This is a genomic window from Nocardioides plantarum, assembly GCF_006346395.1.
Classification (GTDB): domain Bacteria; phylum Actinomycetota; class Actinomycetes; order Propionibacteriales; family Nocardioidaceae; genus Nocardioides; species Nocardioides plantarum.
Map to the genome: position 1 here is coordinate 225820 of NZ_VDMS01000001.1, position 18307 is coordinate 244126.

The 18307-nt window shown below is 71.0% G+C and carries 10 protein-coding genes; 1 reads left to right on the forward strand and 9 read right to left on the reverse strand.

The annotated features are described in order from the left end of the window. Positions 1 to 215: 215 nt before the first annotated feature. From FJQ56_RS23095 to FJQ56_RS01095, 5 genes are all read right to left on the reverse strand, one after another. Positions 216 to 5690: an ExeM/NucH family extracellular endonuclease gene (locus FJQ56_RS23095; protein ID WP_170215218.1), complete on the reverse strand. Its 5475-nt coding sequence runs from the start codon at positions 5688 to 5690 to the stop codon at positions 216 to 218. Positions 5691 to 5965: 275 nt separating this feature from the next. Next, positions 5966 to 6574: a CDP-diacylglycerol--glycerol-3-phosphate 3-phosphatidyltransferase gene (gene pgsA, locus FJQ56_RS01080; RefSeq protein WP_140007363.1), complete on the reverse strand. Its 609-nt coding sequence runs from the start codon at positions 6572 to 6574 to the stop codon at positions 5966 to 5968. Continuing rightward, positions 6571 to 7983, reverse strand: a complete 1413-nt coding sequence (gene rimO, locus FJQ56_RS01085) for a 30S ribosomal protein S12 methylthiotransferase RimO (protein WP_140007364.1) — start codon at positions 7981 to 7983, stop codon at positions 6571 to 6573. Before rimO ends, pgsA begins: the two co-directional genes overlap by 4 nt. Before the next feature lie 125 nt (positions 7984 to 8108). Beyond that, positions 8109 to 9560, reverse strand: a complete 1452-nt coding sequence (locus FJQ56_RS01090; protein ID WP_140007365.1) for a helix-turn-helix domain-containing protein — start codon at positions 9558 to 9560, stop codon at positions 8109 to 8111. Beyond that, positions 9557 to 12268: an FtsK/SpoIIIE family DNA translocase gene (locus tag FJQ56_RS01095; protein WP_211350716.1), complete on the reverse strand. Its 2712-nt coding sequence runs from the start codon at positions 12266 to 12268 to the stop codon at positions 9557 to 9559. The genes FJQ56_RS01090 and FJQ56_RS01095 overlap by 4 nt, the downstream gene beginning before the upstream one ends. A 248-nt stretch (positions 12269 to 12516) precedes the next feature. On the opposite strand from FJQ56_RS01095, the gene FJQ56_RS22335 reads away from it, so the two are divergent. Further along, a complete protein-coding gene (locus tag FJQ56_RS22335) occupies positions 12517 to 15912 on the forward strand; it encodes a M4 family metallopeptidase (RefSeq protein ID WP_140007366.1) in 3396 nt (1131 codons plus the stop codon). Positions 15913 to 16011: 99 nt separating this feature from the next. On the opposite strand, the gene FJQ56_RS01105 is transcribed toward FJQ56_RS22335, so the two are convergent. The 4 genes from FJQ56_RS01105 to FJQ56_RS01120 all read right to left on the reverse strand — a co-directional run bounded on the left by FJQ56_RS01105 (position 16012) and on the right by FJQ56_RS01120 (position 18301). After that, the gene (locus FJQ56_RS01105; RefSeq protein ID WP_140007367.1) at positions 16012 to 16215 is read right to left on the reverse strand and encodes a M48 family metalloprotease; all 204 of its coding nucleotides are present in this window, start codon (positions 16213 to 16215) and stop codon (positions 16012 to 16014) included. A 125-nt stretch (positions 16216 to 16340) separates the two neighbouring features. Further along, on the reverse strand, positions 16341 to 16841 hold the full coding sequence (locus tag FJQ56_RS01110; protein ID WP_140007368.1) for a hypothetical protein: 501 nt from the start codon (positions 16839 to 16841) through the stop codon (positions 16341 to 16343). A 153-nt stretch (positions 16842 to 16994) separates the two neighbouring features. Then, the gene (locus tag FJQ56_RS01115) at positions 16995 to 17894 is read right to left on the reverse strand and encodes a M56 family metallopeptidase (protein ID WP_140007369.1); all 900 of its coding nucleotides are present in this window, start codon (positions 17892 to 17894) and stop codon (positions 16995 to 16997) included. Between the two features lie 2 nt (positions 17895 to 17896). Continuing rightward, complete coding sequence (locus tag FJQ56_RS01120; RefSeq protein ID WP_281284648.1) at positions 17897 to 18301, reverse strand: BlaI/MecI/CopY family transcriptional regulator; 405 nt, start codon at positions 18299 to 18301, stop codon at positions 17897 to 17899. Between the last annotated feature and the right edge of the window lie 6 nt (positions 18302 to 18307).

Below are 18307 nucleotides of genomic sequence, written 5' to 3' on the forward strand. Positions count from 1 at the left end.
AGGGGGTCCTTCGGACGAGGAGGAACGAAACCAGGGGGGCACCGCGGGGAAGGGTTGAACCATAAGGCCGAGCACGGACAGTGCGTCGTGAAGTCGGACAATCGTCACCAAACATTTCGGTGGGTCCGTCCCAGGCTGCTCGACGGGTCCGAGACGACACCGGCCCGCCGAGCAGCAGGGCTGCTCGACGGGCCGGGCCGACGTACGTCAGAGGATCAACGGAGCTTGATGACGATCCTCTTGCTGACGGTGTTGAAGGTCGTGCTGCCGTTGTAGCGGACCGTGACAGCGGTGTCCTTCGTGATCTTCGGCATCTTGTACTGCGCCTTGCCGTTGACCAGCGTGATCGTGGCGGTCTTGCCGCCGACGGTGAACGACGCCCGGCCGGTGACGACCGCGCCGTCGCCGGTCACGGCCACCTTGACGGTGGGCTGGGTGCCCTTGCGAGCCGACGCCACGGTGGTGATGGTGAGGGTCGGGGTCTGCTTGATGACCTTCACCTGCACCGTCGTCGTGTCGGACGACGCACGCTCGTCACCGCGGTAGACCACGGTGAGCGTGGCCGTGCCGACGCTGGCGTAGGGCCCGACCCGGATCGCGACCCGGCCCTGGCTGTTGAGCTCGCCGGTGCCCAGGACGGTGGAGCCGCGGCGGATCTCGACGGTGCCCGTGGGCGTGTAGCCGTCGGCCGTGACCGCCGCCGTGACCGTGTTGCGACTGCGCAGGACCGTCACCGACGTCGGGCTCGAGGTGGCCGTGACGGTGGTCGTCGCCTTGACGACGGTCACGGTGACCTCGGTGGTGCTCGGGTCGAACCCGTCGTCCCCGGCGTAGGCCACGGTCAGCGGGTGGGAGCCGACCTCGAGGGCACGTGCCTCCAGGGTGAAGGTGGCCTTGCCGTCGACCAGGGTGGCCGAGTCGAGGACGTCCTCACCGTCGCGGAGCTCGACCTCGCCGGTGGGCGTGGCGTCGCTGCCGGTCGCGGTCACCGTGACCGAGACGGAGCCCGCCTTGCCGTAGACGATGTCAGCGGCAGTCGCGCTGATCGTCGTACCGACGCCCGGCGCGGCCTCGACCTCGACCGGGACCTTGACCACGGTGCCGGTCTTGTCGCCGGTGAAGACGATCTCGTGCGTGCCACCGGCGAGGTTGCTCGGGAGCTCCACCTCGGCGGTCGCCGTGCCGACCTCGTCGAACCCGGGAAGGGCGGTCTGCAGCGTGGTCGTCACCGGGAAGGACCCGACCGACTGGCCGTCGATGGTGGCGGTCACGTTGGCGTCGACCAGATCGTTCGGCCCGGTCATCGACAGCGACGACAGGTTGACCGTGACGGTGCTACCGGCCGGGTAGGTCTCCGGGTCCGTGCTCGGGATCGAGACCCCGACGCCGCGCTGGCTGTAGTCCACCGCGAGCGGCGCGGTCTGGGCGTCGAAGTAGTCGACCTGCGCCTGCAGGTCGGTCACCCCGGTGTCCTGCTTGCGACCCGTGCCGTTGAGCGCGGTGAAGTTGTCGCCACCGGTCGACAGGAACGAGTTGACCGTCACCGAGTAGGTGTCGGTCAGCACGATCGGCGTGCCGTTGAGGCTCATCGTCTTGATCCGCGAGCCCTGGGCGGCGCTGGGGTCGTAGGTGTAGCGGAACCCCTTGCTGATGCCGAGCTTGAGGAACGGACGCGAGGCACCGCTGGGCTGCCACTGCTGCTCCAGAGCCGCCTTGATCTGAGCACCCGTCAGGGCCTCGTTGACCAGCGTGTTGGCGAACGGCTGGACGTTGGCGGCCTGCTTGTAGGTGACGTCGCGGCTGGAGCCGTTGACGGTGCCGGCCAGGTCGGCCCGCAGACCACCCGGGTTCATGAACGCGATCTGCGCGGCGCCCCGGTTGGAGCCCGAGGTCTGCTCACGCTGGATCTCGGCGACCAGGTTGCCCAGGGTCGACTCGCCACCGCGGTTCTCGGTGGTGCCGTCGGCCAGCTTGGCCCGGTTGTAGGCGCCACCGATCTGACCGATCACCTGAGCACCGAGCACCTCGGCCTGCTGGACCGCGGTGGTCACGATCGACTGCGTCGCCGAGTCGACCGGGTAGTTGAAGGTCGAGCCCGTCGTACCGCTCTTGAGCGGCAGGACCGACTGGGTCTTCGCCTCGACGACGCCGGTGGTGGCGTCGACCGAGAAGTTGATCTTGTTCAGGTTGGTGCCGTACTGGCCGGCCGAGACGATCGGGCGGGTCGTGACCGGCCGGTTCGCCCAGCTGCTGACCGGCTGCGAGCAGTTGTAGACCAGGTGGGTGTGGCCCGAGACGATCGCGTCGACGTTGCCGTTGACCGCCGAGGTGATCTTGCCGAAGTCACTGGTCGTGTCGGAGTTGATCGTCGCGCAGTCGGTGCCCGCGGCACCCTCGTGGACCAGCAGGACGACCACGTCGACCCCGTCGGCCTTGAGGGCATCGGCCTCGGCGTTGACCGCGTTGGCGATGTTGGTGACCTCGATGTCGGCGATGCCGCCGGGGGCGACGAGCTCGGGCAGGTGCTCGGTGACCGCACCGACGTAGCCGACCTCGACGCCGCCCTGGTTCATGACGAAGCTGGGCTCGAGAGCCGGGTCGCCGCTGGCGCGCATCTTGACGTTGGCGCCGATGTAGGTCCACTCCGCGCGGTCCATGACCCGGTTGACCAGGTCGTCGTAGCCCTTGTCGAACTCGTGGTTGCCCACCGCCGACACGTCGAGACCGGCCTCGTTGAGCGCGTCGATCGTCGGCTCGTCGTTCTGGATGAACGACTCGAACGTCGAGGCGCCGATCAGGTCACCCGCGGCGACGAACGACGTCGCCGGGTTGGCGGCCTTGAACTGCTTGACCGCACCGGCCAGGACGGCCGCGCCGGCCGAGCCGGAGCTGGTGTCGTTCTGGATCCGGCCGTGGAAGTCGTTGGTCGCCAGGATCTGGACGTCGACCGGGGTCTCCCCCGCCGCCGAGGTGGTCAGCCCGATGATCTCGGGGTTGTGGTCCGAGGCACGGTAGGGCTCGGTGTTGTAGAGGTTGGTGACGTTGTAGTTGAAGCGGCTGTACTCCTGGTAGACGGACTCGTCGCCGTTGATGTTCCAGATGTCGACGCCGGTCACGAGCTCCTCGGCCGCCGCGTTCGCGAACACGTGGTCGAGCGAGCCGTCGAGGCCACCGAAGTTGTAGCTGTCCTCACCGGGCGTCGTGGTCGACTGGAGCTCGGTGTAGTCGCCGTTCTCCTCGATCTTCTGGACCGGGTCCTCGTGGCTGTAGGCGTTGAAGTCGCCCGTGAGGAACACGGCGCCGCTGCCACCGAGGCTGGTGGAGAAGCTGGCGGCGAAGGTCTTCAGGGCCGCAGCCTGGTTGACGCGGTCGGGGTTGGCGTTGCCCTGCCCGGTGCCGTCGTTGGTGCCGGAGCCCTTGGACTTGAAGTGGTTGACCACCACGGCGAACGCGTTGCTGTCGGGGTCGCCGACCTTCTTGAAGCCCTGGGCCAGCGGCTCACGGGCGTTGCCGAACGGGGCCGAGCCGACGAGCACCTTGGAGGCGCCGACGAGCGAGACCTCGGAGGGCTTGTAGACGAACGCCGTGCGGATGACGTCCTGCTCGGACTGGGCCGGCAGGTCGGCGGCGGCCGGCGAGGGAGCGAAGGCCCAGGTGCCGGCGCCGGCGTCGTCGTTGAGGGCGTCGACCAGGGTGCTGAGGGCGAAGTCGCGCGGCTTGCCGTAGAAGATCGAGTTCTCGACCTCCTCGAGCGACAGGATGCTGGCGTCGAGCGAGTTGAGCTCGTGCACGATCTTGTCCTGCTGGCGCTGCAGGTTGGCCGCGTTGGCCGCACCGCGGGGACCGTTGGGGTCGCACTGGTTGTTGGTGATCCGGTTGCCCGCGCGGTCGGTGTAGTAGCTGCAGGTCCCGCCGTTCTGGGAGACGAACTCCTCGCCGGTGGTCGGGAAGTAGTTGAGCACGTTGGCCGTGGCCAGCTTGATCTCGCCGCCGACCTCGCCGGGGGCCTCGGGCCGGTTCTGGGCGAAGTTGACCTTGCCGGTCGGGTCGCCGGTGATCTGGCCGCCGGACGGCACGAACGTCGCCCCGTCGAAGCCGACGGTCAGGACCACGGGCTCGGGGAAGGTGACGGCCGCGTTGTTGCGCACGTAGTGCGTCGGCGTGAACCACGGGAGCGGGGAGCCGGTGTTGGCGGCCAGCGTGTAGTTCAGGGAGGAGCCGTCGTCCATGATGATCCGGTGGGCGTCGTTGTACGCCGTCCGGGCGGTGACCTGCGCCGCCTCGTTCTGGACGTCGTAGAGGTCGCTCGGGGCGACCAGGGCCCGGGTGCTCTCGGCCGCGAGGCCGAGCTCACCGAAGTTGGCGGTCGAGGTGCTCGGGTACGGCGAGCCGTCATAGACGTCGGTCGTCGTGTACTTGCCCGTGGGGGCGAAGAGCTCGCCCTCCACCTTCTCGCGGGCGGTGGCCAGCGCCGAGGCCGAGAGGCAGGAGCCCTGGACGCAGTCGGTGCCGGGGACGACCGTCTTGGCGACGACAGCGGGCTGCGCGGTCGCGGCGGTGGTGACGGCGCTGGCGCCGGCGACGTTGATCTCGGTGAGACCGAACGTGCCGAACTCGACGGCGGTGCCGGTCACGGTGACCGTCGAGCCCTTGGCCGGGTACGACGCCGCGGGGATGTTGGTGCCGGCGTAGACGAAGACGGCGTCGGAGGCGTCGGGCGTCGTGTCGGTGCCACCGGTCTGGATGTAGAAGCCGTTGAGGCCACCGGTCGGGAACGCCGCGGTGACGACACCGGTCGTGGTGACCGTCTGGTTGGCGTACGGCGTCGTCGCCGTCGTGCCCTGGATCTCGGCGATCGTGAGCTCGGCGCCGGGGGCCGTGACCGTGTAGGTGAAGGTCGTGGTCGCCGTGGCCGGGGTCGCGGCCGAGTCGGTGACCGTCGCGGTCACCGTCGAGGTGCCGGCCGCGGTCGGGGTGCCGGAGACCTGGCCGGCGGAGCTGATGCTCAGCCCGTCGGGCAGGCCGGTGGCCGTCCACGTGTAGGGCGAGGTGCCACCGGTGGCGGCCAGGGTGAAGGGCGTGATGGCGGTGCCGGTCACGGCGGTCTTGTTGCCGGGGTTGGTCGCCGCGAGGTCACCCGGGGTGGTGGTGCCGCCGCCCGACTTGGTCGGGGTGGGGGTGCCGTTGGTGAAGTCGGCGGCGTTGTTGTTGGTGTCGGTGTGGTTGGCGTTGCGCGAGCCCGACGTGGTGTTGGACTGGTTGGCCGTGGTCGGCGCACCCTCGAAGGTCGTCGTCGCCGGGCCGAAGCCGAGCATGTCGATCACGGTCGTCGCGGACGTGGTGTCGCCCGCAGCACCGGTGTAGGCGGTCGGCGTGGTGAGCAGCAGGACCTGACCGGCGGTGCCGGACATGCCGAGCACGGTGCTGGTGACCAGGTCGGGGTCCAGCGCCGCGCCGACGCTGCCGGCCGCGGTCGTCTGGATCAGGAAGGTGCTCCCCGCCGGGACGGACCCGGACAGGGTGGCCACGCCGCCGGAGCCGCCCGCGGCGCTGCGGTACTGCAGCCCCCGGCCGGCCAGGGAGATCGGCGCGTTCGTCGGGTTGTAGAGCTCGACGAAGTCGGCGTTGTACGGGGCGCCGGTGTTGCCACCGCCGCCGAAGACCTCGTTGATCACGAGGTCGCCGGGCACGGCGGCCTGGGCAGGGGCCGTGAGGCCGAGTGCTAGCGGACTCGCGACGAGACCGGCAACGAGCGTGCCGATCAACGTGCGGCGCTGTGGAGTGTGCATTGACACAGGGAGAGAACCCTTCGAGGGGGACGATGGAGCGGTGAGATGCCCGAGGTGAGCCATCGCACCTTACGTTGTCGCGAAGGGTGATTCGTCCGTTCCAAAGCGAAATCCTGTAAAACCCTGCGGTCCGGAAGAAGTCCGGGAGGTTTCGCAGGGATGCTGAAACTTGCGTTTCAGACTGCCGGAGCTTGGCGACGCTGGCGGAGGAAGTCGCGGAAGAACTCGTAGCCGGACCACATCGTCATCGCCACGGCGCCGGCGAGCAGGGCCTGGGCGAGGTAGAACAGCCCGTCGCCGGGGAGGTCGCCCCAGCCGGTGAGCTGGCGACCCGGCAGGGTCAGTCCGCCCAGGGCGAAGACCTGGAGCAGCGTCTTGATCTTGCCGCTCTGCGCGGCTGCGATGACGACGTCCTTGGCGACCGAGAGCCGCAGGAGCGTCACCGACCACTCGCGCAGCAGCACGACGATCGTCACCCACCACCAGATGTCACCGGTCACCGAGAGCGCGATGAACGCCATCCCGGTCATCAGCTTGTCGGCGATCGGGTCGGCGATCTTGCCGAAGTCGGTGACCAGGCCGCGGCTGCGGGCGATGTCGCCGTCGATCTTGTCGGTGATCATCGCGACCGCGAAGACCCCGTAGGCCAGGCATCGCCACAGGATCGAGTCGTGGTCGTGACCCAGCAGGAACCAGCCGTAGACCGGCACCAGCACGATCCGCAGCGTGGTGAGTGCGTTGGGGAGGTTCCAGTTGCTGACGACCGGCTGCTGAGGTGGGGTCACCGGGCCGGACCCGTGGGTCGGGCGACGAGGTCGACGCCGTCGGTGCCGACGACCACCGCGGGCACCAGGTCGCCGATCGCGAAGGTGCCCTCGCTGAGCGAGGTGGTGCCGTCGACCTCCGGCCCCTGGTGGACCGAGCGCCCCTCGGCCCGACCGCCGTGGGCCTGGTCCTCGACGTCCTCCACCAGCACGAGCACCTCCTCGCCCAGCCGCTCCTCGGCGCGCTGCGCGGTGAGCTCCTCGACCAGGGCGGTGACGTGCTGGGCGCGGGCCCAGACCTCGTCGGGGTCGAGCTTGTCGTCGTACGACGCCGCCTCGGTGCCGTCCTCGTCGGAGTAGCCGAACACCCCGGTCACGTCGAGCCGGGCGGCCTCGAGGAAGTCGCACAGGGTCTGCAGGTCGTCCTCGGTCTCGCCGGGGAAGCCCACGATGACGTTGGACCGCACGCCGGCCAGCGGCGCGTGAGACCGGACCTGGTCGAGCAGGCCAAGGAAGCTCTCGGGGTCGCCGAAGCGACGCATCCGACGTAGCACGGTGGCGCTGGCGTGCTGGAAGGACAGGTCGAAGTAGGGCGCGACGCCCGGGGTCGTGGCGATCGCCTCGACCAGGCCGGGGCGGGTCTCGGCAGGCTGCAGGTAGGACACCCGCACGACGTCGATCCCGTCGATCGCGGTCAGCTCGGGCAGCATCGTCTCGAGCAGGCGCAGGTCGCCGAGGTCCTTGCCGTAGGACGTGGAGTTCTCCGAGACCAGGAACAGCTCCCGCGCCCCCTGGCCGGCCAGCCACCGGGCCTCGGCGATCACGTCGGAGGGGCGGCGGCTGACGAAGGAGCCGCGGAAGCTCGGGATCGCGCAGAACGTGCAGCGGCGGTCGCAGCCGCTGGCCAGCTTGAGCGGGGCCATCGGCCCGGACTCCAGACGCGCGCGGGGGGCGACCTCGGGGGCCTGACGCTCGGCCGGGCTGATCGGCAGCAGCAGCCGGCGGTCGGACGGCGTGTGCGGGTGGTGGGTCTCCCCCGCCACGATCGAGCGCAGCCGACCCGCGATGTCGGGGTAGTCGTCGAACCCGAGCACGGCGTCGACCTCGGGCAGCGAGGTGGCCAGGTCTTTGCCGTAGCGCTCCGACATGCAGCCCACGGCCACCACGGCCCGGGTGTGACCGCCCTTGCCGGCGGACGCCTTGAGGTCGGCGGCCTCGAGCAGCGCGTCGACGGAGTCCTTCTTGGCCTGCTCCACGAAGCCGCAGGTGTTGACCACGACCGTGTCGGCGTCGGCCGGGTCGGAGACGAGGCGGAACCCGTCGGCGGCCAGGCGGCCGGCCAGCTCCTCGGAGTCGACCTCGTTGCGCGCGCACCCCAGGGTGAGCATCGCGACGGAGAGGGGTGCGGCGGGGGCGGCGTCAGTGGTCATAGGTACCTCCGAGTATGCCGGTGGCCGCCGGGGCACGCCGATTCGTGGACGCGCCCCCACCAGGTGAGGTGGGTGACGTCGGTGACGTCGCGGGCTGGCGACCGGCTGGCGACGGGCTGGTCTGGCTACTTGGGCACGTAGGTGCGGGCGGCGTCCGAGCCGGACGAGCCGAGCGGCCCCTTCTCGTCACCGTCGACGGTGACGACCAGGCCGCCGTCGGTGCTGTTGATGCGCACGGGCGGCACCACGACGAGCTTGGCGGTCTGGTTGAACGGGAGGTCCTCGTCGAAGACGACGCGGCTGCGACCGTCGCGGACGACGACCCGGGCGCCGCCGCTGACGGCGGTGAAGCTGACCGGGACCCGGGTGGTCGAGCCGCTGAGGCGGGCCGTGTTGCCGGGAGAGCCGTTGAGCGGGGGCTGGTCGGAGACCGGCGTCGGAGCGTCGGTGACCAGGCGCGCGACCGACCAGAGGAGCACGACGGCCATCACCGCGGCGACCAGCACCGACCAGTTGACCCGACCGCGCGTGCCCTGGAGACCGCGGCCCGTGGCGGTGGCGAGGTCGGCCTCGAAGACCCGACGCGGGTCGATCGGGGCGCCGGCGTAGTGCTCGTCGTACGCCGCCACGAGGGGCTCGGCGTCGAGCCCGAGGATGCGGCCCAGCGTGCGCAGGTGGCCGCGGGCGTAGAAGTCGCCGCCGCACGGCCCGAAGTCGTCGAGCTCGATGGACTCGATGACGTGCGGGCGAATCCGGGTGCGCTCGGCCAGCTGGTCGACGCTGAGCCCGAGCCGCGTCCGGGCCGCCACGAGGACGGGGCCCACGACCGGGTCGGCCGGGGTCTCGGGCACGTCGTCGGCGTCGATGAGGATCGTCGAGGTCGTCGAGGCGTCGGTGGGCAGCGGCAGCTGCACGACCGAGGTCTCGTCGGCGGGCCCGGCCCTCGTCAGCGCAGGAGCCTTGTCGAGGGTGACCTCCTGGCGGCGCACGGGGGCGGTCTCGCGCGCCGGCTCCGGAGACTCGGACGGGACCGAGGGGCCCGAGGGCTCGTCGGGGCCGGGCTCGACCACGGTGGTGCGACCCTCGCTGAGGTCGAGCAGCGCGTCACCCAGCTCGTGCCAGTCGGACCCGGTCAGCTGGGTCGACAGCGACAGCCGGACCGACAGCACCCGGCCGTCGAGCTCGACGACGCCGAGGGAGCCGTCGCCGAGCAGGGAGGTGCGGGGACGGTGCTCGACACGGTCGACGTCGTCCCACGCGACCCCGTGCCACACCCGCCCTCGGCGCACCCGGACGCCCTGGTGGTCGACGACCATGAGCGGTGCTCGCGCGTCGAGGACGGCCGCGAGGTGCAGCGCCCCGATCACGCCGGTCAGCAGGCACAGCGCCCAGTCGAGGACCGAGCCCGTGCCGGCGGCCCGCACGAGGTAGGCCACCGACACCGCGGCCGCGGTGGCGCCGACCAGAGCGGAGAGCGGCCCGTCACGACGTACCTCCACGGTGTCGTCGTAGGTGTCGTGGAGCTCGTCCGCCTCGGCGGACCCGCCGTCGACCGGGTGCGAAAGATCAGTGCTCACTGCTCCCCCTGGATGGTCATGATCACGGCGTCGATCTCGTCGGGCTTGATGAGCACGTCGCGGGCCTTGGAGCCCTCACTGGGCCCCACCACTCCCCTGCTCTCCATGATGTCCATCAGCCGGCCCGCCTTGGCGAACCCGACGCGCAGCTTGCGCTGCAGCATCGAGGTCGACCCGAACTGCGTCGACACCACGAGCTCGATCGCCTGCACCACGAGGTCCAGGTCGTCGCCGATGTCGTCGTCGAGCACCTTGTTGCTGGCGGCGGGGGCGGTGACGTCGTCGCGGTAGGTCGGCTGCAGCTGGGTCTTGCAGTGCTTGACGACCTGGGCGATCTCGGCCTCGGTGACCCAGGCGCCCTGCACGCGGATCGCCTTGGAGGTGCCCATCGGCAGGAACAGCCCGTCGCCCTGACCGACGAGCTTCTCGGCCCCGGGCTGGTCGAGGATGACGCGGCTGTCGGCCAGCGACGAGGTCGCGAAGGCCAGGCGCGAGGGCACGTTGGCCTTGATCAGGCCGGTGACGACGTCGACCGAGGGACGCTGCGTCGCGAGCACCAGGTGGATGCCGGCGGCGCGGGCGAGCTGGGTGATGCGGACGATGGCGTCCTCGACGTCACGCGGGGCGACCATCATCAGGTCGGCGAGCTCGTCGACGATGACCAGTAGGTAGGGGTACGGCGTCAGCACGCGCTCGCTGCCCTCGGGCAGCTCGACCTTGCCGGCCCGCACGGCCTTGTTGAAGTCGTCGATGTGGCGGAACCCGAAGTTGGCCAGGTCGTCGTAGCGCAGGTCCATCTCGCGCACGACCCACGCGAGCGCCTCGGCGGCCTTCTTGGGGTTGGTGATGATCGGGGTGATCAGGTGGGGCACGCCCTCGTAGGCGTTGAGCTCGACCCGCTTGGGGTCGACCATGATCATCCGGACCTCGTCGGGCGTGGCGCGCATGAGCACCGAGGTGATCATCGAGTTGATGAACGACGACTTGCCCGAGCCGGTGGCGCCGGCGACGAGCAGGTGCGGCATCTTCGCGAGGTTGGCGACCACGAAGCCGCCCTCGACGTCCTTCCCGAGCCCGGCGACCATCGGGTGGTGGTCGCCGCGGGCGGTGCCCGAGCGGAGCACGTCGCCGAGGCTGACGATCTCCTTGTCGACGTTGGGGATCTCGATGCCGACCGCGGACTTGCCGGGGATCGGGCTGAGGATCCGCACCTCGGCCGAGGCGACGGCGTAGGAGATGTTCTTCTGGATGCCGGTGATCTTCTCGACCTTGACCGCCGGGCCGAGCTCGACCTCGTAGCGGGTCACCGTCGGGCCGCGGGTGTAGCCGGTGACATGGGCGTCGATCCCGAACTCGACGAGCACCTGGGTCAGCCGGTCGACGACCGCGTCGCTGGCCTGGGACCGCGCCTTGTGGGGCGAGCCCTCCTTGAGCACGTCGTTGGCGGGCAGCGAGTAGACGATGTCGCCGGACAGGGCGAGCTGCTCCATGCGCGGCTCGATCGGCGTGTGCGGCGGCGGCTCGAGCGGACCGTCGTCGACCTCGACGACAGGCTGGACGGCGGGCTGGACGACGGGCTCGACCTCCGCGTCGGTCCGCATCGGCACGGGACGCGGACGCCGCGACGGCGGGGCGACCGGCTCGTCCGTGTGCGCCAGCGCCACGTCGAGGGCGTCGAACGCCTCGGTGGGCAGGCCCTCGTCCGGGACGGGCGCGGCGGCGGGCTTGCGGCGACGCTTCTTGACCTCGCGGTCCTCGAGCAGCAGCGGGGTGTCGTACGCCGGGTCGCCGAGGTCGGGGTCGATCGTGTCGTCGATGGCGCGACCGTGGGCCGTCTCGTCGACGGGCGGGCGACCGACGGCGAAGTCGTAGAGGTCGCGCAGCCGCTCGGGCACGCGGTAGAGCGGCGTCGAGGTGATGACCAGGACACCGAACACGGCCACCAGCACCAGCAGCGGGACGACGACGGCCGCGGACTGCAGCAGGTCGAGCAGGAGGGAGGAGACGACGTAGCCGACCGCTCCCCCGCCCTCACGCAGCGGCGTGGTGTCGCCCTCGACGGGCTGGGGGTTGCCGGAGGCGATGTGGACGACGCCGAGCACGCCGAGGCCCAACGCGGACCAGCCGACGGCCTGACGGCCCGCGGGGCCCTGGTCGACGGGGTGGCGCATCAGCCGCCAGCCGGCCCAGACCAGGGCCAGCGGCACGAGCCAGCCGACCTTGCCCAGGGTGCCGACGACCGCGGTGCGGCCGAGGTCCATGGCCCCACCGGCGGCGGCGAACCACACGGCTGCGCCGGTGACGACGGCCAGGCCGACCAGGAACAACCCGGCCCCGTCGCGGCGGTGCTCGGGCTCGAGGTCGCGGGCGCTGCGGCCCATCCCGCGTACGGCGGCGCCGATCCCGTGCGCCAGCGCCAGCCACAGTGCGACCACCCCGCGCAGGACGGTCCGCAGGACCCGGGCGACCGGACCGGGTCCGGAGCGCACCGCCCGGGGTGCCGGTCGCGTGCGCGCGGCCGGGCGGCGGGAGGACGTCGCGGACTTCTTCGGGGGGGTCTTCCGCGCGTTCCGGGGTGTGGCACTCGATCGGTTCTGTCCACTGCGGGCCGAGGCCCTGCCGGAACCGGACTTGCCGGTGCCGGACGTGCTGCGGGAGGACGTGCTCGAGCTGCGCGACCCCGGCGGGGAAGACGTACGGGTCGCCATGCCACCAACCTAGGTGATCGCCACATGCGTCACAGGGATCACGCGGATGCGTGTCGCCCCCACCCGTCACAGGCCGGTCACACCTCGCACGGAGTCGACCCAGGGCGGACGTGGCTCGGACGGACCATTCGGTTACCGGCTCGTGACCACCCGGACCTAGACCATCCGGAGATAGGTCCTTAAGGTGCATCTTTGGTGGGCCACATCACAGGCGGCCGACAACTTCATTCTCTCGGGAGGAACACCACGTGAAATTCTTCAAGACCGGGCTGAGCCTGGCGGTGATCGGGGCGACGCTGTCGGTGCTCCCCGGCACGGCCTCAGTCGCAGCCGGCGGCCCCAAGACCGCCGACAACACCTCGGTGACCGCCCGCATGCGCGGCGCCGCCGACGGCAGCGTGCGCATCAGCACCGAGAGCTCGACCGGCAAGGTCGGCTTCATCGCGGCTCGTGGCGCCGGTGCCGACCTCCTCCCCTCCGTGGAGGCCACCAGCAAGGCCTCCGCCGTCGCCAAGGCGACGACCTACATCGACACCTACGCCTCGGCGTTCGGCGCGAGCAAGGGCCAGCTCAAGCGGTCCAGCGTCGTGCACGACCGCTACGGCTACGTCGTGACGTTCGACCAGGCCTACCGCGACATCCCGGTGTTCGGTGCCCGCCTGAAGGCCAACATCGACCGCTCCGGCGCCCTGACCGCGGTCGCCGGCTACGCCGCCCCCGACCTGGCGCTGCCGACGGAGCACCGGGTCACCGCGGCCCAGGCCGCCGAGAAGGCCGTGGCCTTCGTCAAGGCCGACCCGCCGACCGGCGAGAAGGGCGGCAAGGCCGACACCACCGGCGTCAAGGCCGTCCACAACGAGCTCAACGTCTACCGCCTCGGCTCGCTGCGCGGCCAGAGCGGCAAGGCCGTCCTCGCCTACGTCGTCGAGGTGTCCAACGCCAAGAACGTGCGCGACATGGTCTTCATCGACGCCAACACCGCCAAGCCCGTCAACCGCTACTCGATGGTCACCGACGGTCTCGACCGCGAGCTGCAGGAGGCCACCGGCACCAAGACCGACCCGGTGCTGACCACCGTGTGGGAGGAGGGCGACCCGTTCCCCGGCGACCTCAACACCGACCAGCAGAACCTCATCAACTCCTCCGGCGAGTCCTACTGGATGTACGCCAACGCCTTCGAGCGCGACTCCTACGACGGTGAGGGCGCCAAGCGCATCACCGTCAACAACGACCCCCGCATCGACTGCCCCAACGCCAACTGGAACGGCGTCACCACCAACTACTGCGACGGCGTCACCTCCGACGACGTCGTGGCACACGAGTGGGGCCACGCCTACACCGAGTACACCTCCGGCCTGATCTACCAGTACCAGTCCGGCGCGCTCAACGAGTCCTACTCCGACGTCTGGGGCGAGACCCTCGACCTGGTCAACGGCCGCGAAGACGAGGGCGAGGGCGACCTCACCGTCAAGCGCGAGGACGGTACCTGCGACCCGACCGCTCCGGCCCGACTGCAGGTCTCGATCACCGCGCCGTCCTCCGTCGCCGGCCCGTGCACCGCTGCCGCTGCCGGGTTCGGCCCGGCCTACGGCACCACTGCGGTGACCCCGCAGGTCGTCGTGGCCCAGGACGCCGTCAACTCCACCGGCCCCTCGCCGACCGACGGCTGCACGGCGTTCACCAACGCCGCCGACATCGCCGGCAACTACGCATTCGCCGACCGCGGCACCTGCAACTTCAAGGTCAAGATCGACAACGCCATCGCTGCCGGGGCCACCGGCCTCGTCCTCGGTCAGAACGTCGCCGGTCTGCCGTCGGTCGCCACGGGCGACTCGGCGATCCCCGGCCTCATGGTCAGCCAGGCCGACGCCACCCGCATCAAGAGCGTCGGCACCGTGACGATGAGCATCGCGGCCGAGGACACCTCGACCCGCCCCGCCACCAGCCGCTGGCTGATCGGCGAGAAGTCCGAGGCGTTCGGCGGCGCGATCCGCGACATGTGGAACCCCACCTGCTACGGCAACCCGGGCAAGGTGACCGACGCCGAGTACAACTGCGACCCCAACCTGCTCGACTCGGGCGGTGTCCACGGCAACTCCGGCGTGCCGAACCACGCCTACGCGCTGGTCGTCGACGGCGGCACCTTCAACGGCGAGACCATCACCGGTCTGGGCCTCGACAAGGCCGCCAACATCTGGTGGTACGCGCAGACCCACTACCTGACGCCGTCCTCGGACTTCACCGACGCGGCCGACGGCCTCGAGCAGTCGTGCGCCGACCTCGTGGGCGAGCCGATCAACAAGATCAGCACCCAGGCCGACGAGGGTGCGACCCCGGTGACCCCGATCGCCGCGGCCGACTGCGCCTCGGTGACCAAGGCCATGACGGCCACGGAGATGCGGACCGAGCCGGTCCAGTGCGCCTTCCAGCCCGTGCTGGCCCCCGGTGAGCTCAGCCCCTGTGGCGCGGGCACGGTCACCGAGACCACCGTCCTGGACGACTTCGAGGACGGCATCAAGGACTGGACCCTCGAGCAGCAGCTCGCCTCCGGCGCGACCCAGGGCTACCCCTGGACCGCCACGGACGACGCCCCGGCGGACCGCAAGGGCACCGTCGCCTACGGGGCCGACCCCGACGAGGGCTCCTGCGCCCCCGGCGAGGACGACATCTCCAGCCGCGACTCGATGATCAGCCCCGAGTACACCGTCCCCGCGGGCCTGAGCCCCCGGATCACGGTCGACCACTACGTGGCCACCGAGGCCGGCTACGACGGCGGCAACGTCAAGGTCAGCCTCAACGGCGGCGCCTTCGCCACCGTTCCGGCCACGGCGTTCCTCTTCAACCCCTACAACGCCACGATGGCCACCTCGGCCACCAACACCAGCCCGCTCGCCGGGCAGCCGGGCTTCACCGGCACCGACGGTGGCAAGACCCTGGGCAGCTGGGGCCAGTCGACGATCTCGGTCTCCAAGCTCGGCGCCAAGGCCGGCGACAAGATCAAGGTCCGCTTCGACTTCGGTCGTGACGGCTGTGGTGGCAACGACGGCTGGTACCTCGACAACCTGGTGATGACCGTGTGCAAGAAGGCCCCCGAGGTCACCGCGGTGCACAAGCCGGAGCCGTCGACGTACGGCAAGGCCAGCTCGGTGGAGGTCACCGCCCCGGCCGACGCCACCGGCTCGGTCACCCTGCTGTCCGGCAGCACCGAGGTGGCCACCGCCGACCTCAAGGACGGCAAGGCCTCGCTCCCCGTCAAGGCCTCCACGCTGGCCGGCAGCTACGACTGGACCGTCCGCTACAGCGGCGACTCCACCTACGGCAAGGACTCGACCACGGTCTCGGCCACGGTCAAGAAGGCGTCGTCGAGCACCTCGATCACCGCGTGGAACAAGAAGGTCCGGGCCGGCAGCACGGCCGTGGTCAAGGTCCAGGTCACGTCCCCCGGCGGCACGCCGACCGGCAAGGTCACGCTCGTCAGCCAGGGCGTCACCTACGGCACCGGCTACCTGTCGGGTGGCGCGGTCCGCATCGTCACCAAGAAGCTCACCAAGGCCGGCACCTACCGGCTCTACGCGAGCTACGCCGGTGACCGCAACCGCACCGCGAGCCAGACCAAGCTCTTCACGATCACCGTGGTGAAGTAGCACCCCGCTCGCAGCACCTGCACCACCACGGAACCCCCGTCGGCCTCACGGCCGGCGGGGGTTCCTGCGTCCGGCGGTACGACGCGGTGGCTCAGGGGTTCAGGACAGCCCGACGAGCACGGGGCGACGACGAAGCCGATCGACCCCGCTGCCGAGGGTCACCCCGGCGCCGGGACCGGCCGCGCGCGAGCCGGCCAGCTCGACCAGGGCCCGACCGAGCGCCTGGCGGCCCGAGGACCGCACCGCGGCCCGGTCGGCCAGCACCTCGCCCCCGGACGAGACGACGACGTGCGCCCCGAGCATGCCGGGGACGCCCGCGTGGTGGCCAGGTCAATCAGTTCCCTGGTCTTGACGAGCTCGTCGCAAGAAACGTAGCTCCGATCGCGATGAACACCGCCGCGACAGGGCTCACTCTGAGGGTCGTGGGGTCATGCTGGGGCAAGCTCCCTCAGTGCATCCTCGGCGTAGTCCGCGATCCACGGTGGATCGACGGAGACTTCTGCTCGTGCAAAGAACTCGACGGTCGTCTTCTGGGCCGCTTCGACCTTGCTCGAGACGGTGTAGACGGTCACGTATCGCGACCCTCGGATCCGCCTGATCACCTCGGCGGTGGACTGCGGCTCGCACGCGTCCGAGTTGCTGAGTCGAATGTTTCTCGTGCACATCTGCACGGTGAACCCGTCGTACTCGAAGGAGAGGTGCTGACCACTGGCGACAGGGTCGGCGAACGACCTGCTCCGCACGAGGGCTCCCTCCGGCGGTCGGTCGACCGGAAGCGGGACGTGGTCGTACTGATCGATGCGCGGGAGCTCGAGGCCACCGGGAGCAGGTGTCGAATCATTCCCGTCATCTCGTCCGCATGCCGTCGCGAACAGCACCGCTGCTACCGATGCCGAGACCTTGAGACCCAGCTGGAACCGAGAAGTCACGCACCCTCCTTCCGAGAGGGCCAGAACTTAACACCCCGGACGGCAACAGCGTGGACAGTTCGACGATTTTCTCTTGCGCTGCCCGCTCGCCGTCTGTCGCCCCGAACGGATCGGGACACCGGCGCGGTCCTCACGCACCACGGAAGCGCGTTGTCAGGACAGACCCGCGAGCCAGGGCGCGACGACGAAGCCGCTGGGCAAGGCGAGGAGCGCCACGGCGAGGACGAGCAGGAGCGTGGCCTGCACGCGGTGCGGGCCGTCGTCGCCGAGCAGCCGGACCCGCGTCACCAGGTCGACGCCGGCCACGCCGCTGCCGAGGGTCACGCCGGCGCCCGGGCCCGCGGCCCGGGACCCGGCGAGCTCGACCAGTGCGCGACCCAGCGCCCTCCGGTCGGCGGCGCGTACGGCGGCCCGGTCGGCCAGCACCTCGACCAGCAGCCTGACCTCGCCGAGGGCGGCGGCGCTCGACACCCAGCGCGGGAACGCGTCGTGCAGCGCGCTGAACGCCTCGAGCACGAGGTCGTGGCGGGCGCGCAGGTGGGCGCGCTCGTGGGCCAGGACGGCGTCGAGCTCGATGTCGGTGAGGCGGCCGACCGCCCCGGCCGAGACGACGACGCGCGCCCCGACCATGCCGGGGACGCAGTAGGCCACGGGAAGGTCGTGGTCGAGGACCAGGACCGAGGCCCCGCCGTCACGGGCCCGGTCGCGCCGGGCGACCAGGTCGACCTGGTGACGGTGGTGGCGGCGCAGCGCCCGGAGCCGGGTCCCGATCCGGTGCCCGCTGAGCAGGAGCCGCCCGAGCACGAGGCCAGTGACCACCAGGGCCGCCCCGGCGACGACGACGGCCGCGACGTCCGGGTCGCGGCGCCAGGCCCGGTCGGTGGCCAAGGAGGCGCCGGCGCCGAGGGCGGCGAGCACGGCCGCGAGGGCGACGCTCTGCCACAGCAGCATGGCGGCGCGGGGCGTGTGCCGGGTGCGGACCACCCGCGCCAGCAGCGCCGGGACGGGGCCGGCCAGGAGCACGGCCAACGTGCCGAGCAGCAGCGGGGTCATCGTCAGGTGCGGTCGAGGTCGGCCAGGGCCTGGCGCAGGGCGGCGAGGTCCTCGGCGCTGGCCTCCTCGACGAACGCCACCAGGGCGGTGCCGCGGTCGTGGTCGGCGAAGTCGGCCAGGGTGTCGCGCATCAGCCCGGCGGTGAGCGCCGCCCGCGACTCGCGCGCGCGGTAGCGGTAGGCGCGCCCGTCCCGCTCCTGCGTGACGAGGTCCTTGCGGGCGAGGCGGTCCATCACCGTCATCACCGTCGTGTAGGCGATCTCGCGGGTCTCGGCGAGCGCGGCGTGCACCTCGCGGACGGTGAGGGCGCCGTCGCCGGCCGTCGTCTCGAGGGCCGACCAGAGCCGCTCCATGACCGCACGCTCGAGGTCGCCGAGCTGGGACCGGGAGGGCTGGGAGGCGGGCACGAACCG

What these genes read in the sequence shown, in the direction of transcription:
- rimO (WP_140007364.1), bottom strand. Translation starts at nt 7,983, where the DNA reads ATGACCACTGACGCCGCCCCCGCCGCACCCCTCTCCGTCGCGATGCTC.
- FJQ56_RS01095 (WP_211350716.1), bottom strand. Translation starts at nt 12,268, where the DNA reads ATGGCGACCCGTACGTCTTCCCCGCCGGGGTCGCGCAGCTCGAGCACG.
- FJQ56_RS01105 (WP_140007367.1), bottom strand. Translation starts at nt 16,215, where the DNA reads ATGCTCGGGGCGCACGTCGTCGTCTCGTCCGGGGGCGAGGTGCTGGCC.
- FJQ56_RS01115 (WP_140007369.1), bottom strand. Translation starts at nt 17,894, where the DNA reads ATGACCCCGCTGCTGCTCGGCACGTTGGCCGTGCTCCTGGCCGGCCCC.